This is a genomic window from Microcystis sp. M079S1 (genome assembly GCF_020246425.1).
GTDB lineage: Bacteria > Cyanobacteriota > Cyanobacteriia > Cyanobacteriales > Microcystaceae > Microcystis > Microcystis aeruginosa.
This window is the reverse complement of record NZ_JADBSZ010000079.1, coordinates 1-4,713: the sequence shown is the minus strand read 5'-3', so window position 1 is coordinate 4,713 and position 4,713 is coordinate 1. Positions and strand designations below refer to the sequence as shown.

The window sequence follows — 4,713 nt, the reverse complement described above, 5'->3', positions numbered from 1 at the left end:
ACTCTTACCCGTCTAATCTGTTGTTCTGAATAATAAACTAACGTCTTTTGACTACACCATAAATCAAATTCTCCTGCTTTAAAACCATCAGTGAACTTGATTTTACGTCGCTCATCAGATAGTTTGTAGCCTGTTAGTTTATACTCAACCGAACGACTATGTTTTTTAAATCGGGGAAAACCCTTTTTCCCTGGTATCTTGGCATGACAATTCTGATAAAACCTATTAATTGATTGCCAGGCTCTATCAGCAGCCGATTGACGAGCTTGAGAGTTTAATTTATTAACCCATGGTGTCTCTTTATTGTTAGCTAGTACCGCACAAAGCTTTTGAAGATCATTGCGGGTTGTCCCTTGATTGTCCATCCAATAACGAACACAAGAGTTACGCACAAACTGAGAAGTTTTGATAGCTTCATCAAGTTTTTGGTATTGTTCTGGTGTCCCGTTTTTTAACTTGGCTTCTACGACTAGCATTGATTAATCTTCGACCCTGGATAAGTTAAGTATAACACAGTTTACATACAAATGGTAGAATTAAAGTCGTGCTTCGCGGTTGATATTCTGGTCGGATTTCATCCCCCGCAAAGGTTGATGTCTTGTCGAAAAATCTAGCGGGGGCATTCATCCGACATTTTAAGTAGTCGTGCAAAATTAATTTCCTAGTGAAGATAGGCAAGAGGCAAGAGACAAGAGGCAAGAGGTGGTTAGATATGTGTAATTAATTTTGCTTAGGTACTTAGGTAATCCCAACTATTTAGGAGAGATTTTAATTTATCTCAGTTTTGCCCTGTTAGCCCAACATTGGCTCCCTTTTCTGATTTTGGGGGGATTCATCGCCGGGGTCTTCATCCCCAATATGCTTAAAAAAGACCGCTCCCTCTCCCGCTATCCCGAATTCGACGCTTACAAAGCGAAATCCGGATTGCTATTACCCCAAGCTAATAAAGATGAAGTATAACCTAATTTGCTGAGGAGATTAAACCGCACGGTGCGCTATTAAGTTTCATTTAGGGGGTATTAGACCGATGGAAGTGGAATAGTAGCATAGGGAAAGGTGCTAAACCGCAGGGAGCGGTTTAATTAATAATTAGGCTCTTCCCGCTTTGTATATGAGAACAAATACTCATTCACTCATTCCCATTAACGGCCATCAGCATCCGAGGTGTTATATAAGTGGTGATCGGAACTGCTCTCCAACGCTTTCAGACCTTCCACATTGGCACTTTCTGGGGACGGTAGCGGTAATACAATCGACCACCACCAGATTAGAAAGAGTGGCAGCAAAATAGCCGAAGGCATTTCAAAGCGAGCCGGTACGCACCCGACACCCTACCACGAAGTCCCTAATAAATCTCGAATAGGGATGCGGGTGATGCCAGGGGTTGGACAAAAGCGAGATTAAGCATATTACTCACCTGTCCCACTGGAACCTCGGCAACGGGAAGTTTAAGGGATCGTTCCGATTCACTTTATAAAGCTCTTTTCGTTGCCTTCCTCAAGATATTTACACAACCAGGTTTGCACTGTGTTTCTATGATGCCCTAAACTTTTAGCTATCACCTCGAGGGCGGGAGCTTTTTCTTGTTTTAGCCAATACAGCACTTGCAGTTTGTCTTTTTCCCTAGCGGTGGTTGCTTCTTTGATCCGTTGAGTTAATTCCTCTGCGCTTTCTTTGACTACTGTTGAGGTTACTGCTGCCATAATTTTTGAATAATAAGAGTTATGGTCGGTTAAGCGTCAAAACATCTAGGCTTTTCCTTGATGCTGGCAATGTAAACTTTGATTAAGAGAAAGACTTCTAGAGCCGATCCGATGTTATATTAATAATTGAAGCTAAAGAAAAAAGCTTCCCTGACAGATCAACTGGCAAGGTTATAAGGTCAAGTTCGCAAAGGAGTAAACCCTGTTAAAGTTACATTCTGTCTCGATAACGACGATAACAGCGATCAACCTGAACGCTCATATTTCCTAGAGTAGAGAACAAGGGAGTTAGGCAATTGCAACTAAGGTTCAATGCGTCTCCAACCAGTCTCAAGTTGTGAGGGGAAATACCTGAGAATCGGTAAACTGATCGCTGTTATTGTTTGTCAACACAAGTAATTGATAATTGCAGTCGCTCTCCTTTGATGAGATAATAGAAAGTCTTCTGTTCAAAAGGATATCGATAGGATGCGACTCTCTCAACAGCTTTTTGTCACTCTCCGGGAAGACCCGGCCGAGGCGGAAATCCCTAGTCATAAATGCTTAGTCCGTGCCGGTTACATTCGTCGCATTGGCAGCGGTATTTACGCCTATTTACCCCTGATGTGGCGGGTTTTGCAGAAAGTCTCCCAGATAGTCCGGGAAGAAATGAATAAAGCCGGCGCCCAAGAATGTTTACTTCCCCAACTGCAACCGGCGGAACTCTGGCAAGAATCAGGCCGTTGGGACACCTACACGAAAGCAGAAGGGATTATGTTTGCCCTGACGGACAGGCAAAAGCGGGAGTTAGGATTAGGACCGACTCACGAAGAAGTAATTACTGCCGTCGCTCGTGATTTAATTCGTTCCTATCGACAATTACCGGTTAATTTATATCAAATTCAAACTAAATTTCGCGATGAAATTCGCCCTCGTTTTGGTTTAATGCGGGGACGAGAATTTATTATGAAAGATGCCTATTCTTTCAATCTCGACGAGGAATGTTTAAAGAAAACCTATCAAGCGATGGATATAGCTTACCGCAATATTTTCCGCCGTTGTGGGTTAGCTTTTCGGGCAGTAGAAGCCGATTCTGGAGCGATTGGCGGTTCCGCATCCCAAGAATTTATGGTCTTAGCTGATGCCGGAGAAGATGAGGTTTTATTTACCGCCGATGAAAAGTATGCGGCTAATGTGGAAAAAGCCGTTTCTTTGCCAGCAGATAAAGTGGCTTCTCCCTTTAAAAAGTTTGCTAAAAAAGACACTCCTAACACCAACACTATCGAAAGTTTAGCTAAATTTCTCGATTGTTCTGCCACCGCTATCGTCAAAAATGTTCTCTACGAAGTGGTTTATGATAGCGGCATAACTGTTTTAGTTTTACTGCATATTCGCGGTGATCAAGAAGTTAACGAAGTTAAACTACAAAATGAATTAGTTAGACAGGCGGGCTGTTACAATGCTAAAACAATTTTGGCTTTAAAAATACCCGATGCTGCCGCTCAACAGAAATGGGCAACTAAACCTTTACCTTTAGGTTATATTGCTCCCGACTTAGAAGATAATTTGCTCAAAAAAGCCAGCGATATAGCTCCTAAGTTTTTACGCATAGCAGACAGCACAGTGACAGACTTAGAAAACTTTATCACCGGTGCTAATGAAACTGGGTTTCATTTAGTAGGGGCGAATTGGGGTAAAGATTTTATCTTACCGGAATTAATCGTCGATCTACGCAAAGCCCAGGTAGGCGATCGAGCTATTCACGATCCTAATCAAACCTTGCAAAGTGCTAGAGGAATTGAAGTCGGTCATATCTTCCAATTGGGCTATAAATATTCTCAAGCCATGAATGCTTTTTATACTAATGAAGCGGGAGAATCTACCCCCATTTGTATGGGTTGTTATGGCATAGGAGTATCGCGTTTAGCACAGGCAGCCGTAGAACAATCCTACGATAAAGATGGTATTATTTGGCCGGTAGCTATTGCCCCTTATCAAGCGATTGTGGTTATTCCTAATTTAGCCGATGCCGAGCAGGTAAAAACCGCCGAAAGTTTGTACAATGAGTTAAATCAAGCCGGCATTGAAACCCTTTTAGATGACCGGGATGAACGTGCAGGAGTTAAGTTCAAAGATGCGGATTTAATTGGGATTCCCTATCGCATTGTCACGGGTAAATCTCTCAAATCGGGTAAGGTGGAATTAGTCGAAAGAGCCAGTAAAAAAGCGTCAGAAGTAGCAATTAATGAGGTAGTTTCCTATTTAAAAACTGCTATTTCACAGCTAAACGCTTCTTATTGAGTGATTAAATATACAGATAATTTTGCCTGTTTATGGTTTCGATGATCGAAAGATGGCGGGTTTAAAGCATCAAAAACTGTTCCCTGTTGCCACTCAAAGACTTTTTCAGCATTACTGTTTGAGTGTTGGGGGATTTTTCTCTGAAGCAGCTAATAAAATAGCAATAGTTCTTTGAGAAGGAGGTTCATTTGGAGGTAATTTACAGCATTTTCGTTGATTGAAAATTAGCTATTAATAATTTGCTTAATTTCTTGAAAAACTTCTTCTAAAAAAGGAGCTTTTGAGATTACTATATTATCTTCATGTCGATTTCTCTCAAAGTAAGTCTCAATCAACAAATTCAATCTCCTTAATGATGGCGATTTTTTGCTTTATTTTGTCAAGCATCTAGGACTGACTCCTGACTCCTGACGACCGGCTCCTAACCCCACCAACAAACTTTTTCAGCAAACCCTAATTATTTCTTACTGTTTGAGTGTCGGGGTGATTTTCTCCTAATTCCAGTTTGCTTAAGTTTGTCGTTCATTTTTCTTGATAAAACTAAGATTTAATTAAGACTTGCTCCAGTGGAATATGAGTCAGAAAAAACGGGTAATGATTCGGTAGTAGTGGCGTAGCCCTCTTGCTTACCTGGTATGAATTGTGTTAAATATTTATTAATAAAAATAATTGGAACCCGATCAGTCTTTAAACCTCTAGCTTGATCATGACTTTTCTGATAAATATCTTT

Annotated in this window: 4 protein-coding genes and 1 pseudogene; 2 read left to right on the top strand and 3 right to left on the bottom strand. The window is 41.0% G+C overall.

Translation table 11 applies throughout. From position 1 onward, the window contains the following. Positions 1-476: nuclease/transposase family protein (locus IM456_RS05155; RefSeq protein WP_502866990.1), on the bottom strand; the 476-nt coding region annotated here is incomplete at its 3' end. 268 nt (positions 477-744) lie between these two features. Here IM456_RS05155 and IM456_RS05150 point away from each other — a divergent pair. Beyond that, positions 745-960: pseudogene (locus tag IM456_RS05150) on the top strand (steroid 5-alpha reductase); the annotation flags it as partial. A 506-nt stretch (positions 961-1,466) separates the two neighbouring features. On the opposite strand, the gene IM456_RS05145 reads toward IM456_RS05150, so the two are convergent. Continuing rightward, a complete protein-coding gene (locus IM456_RS05145; RefSeq protein ID WP_149988124.1) occupies positions 1,467-1,703 on the bottom strand; it encodes a helix-turn-helix domain-containing protein in 237 nt (78 codons plus the stop codon). A gap of 468 nt (positions 1,704-2,171) precedes the next feature. Between IM456_RS05145 and IM456_RS05140 the strand changes: the two genes are divergently transcribed. After that, complete coding sequence (locus IM456_RS05140) at positions 2,172-3,983, top strand: proline--tRNA ligase (RefSeq protein ID WP_287694275.1); 1,812 nt, start codon at positions 2,172-2,174, stop codon at positions 3,981-3,983. 547 nt (positions 3,984-4,530) lie between these two features. On the opposite strand, the gene IM456_RS05135 is transcribed toward IM456_RS05140, so the two are convergent. Beyond that, positions 4,531-4,713 (bottom strand): hypothetical protein (locus IM456_RS05135; RefSeq protein WP_287694273.1); only part of this gene is annotated, 183 nt, incomplete at its 5' end.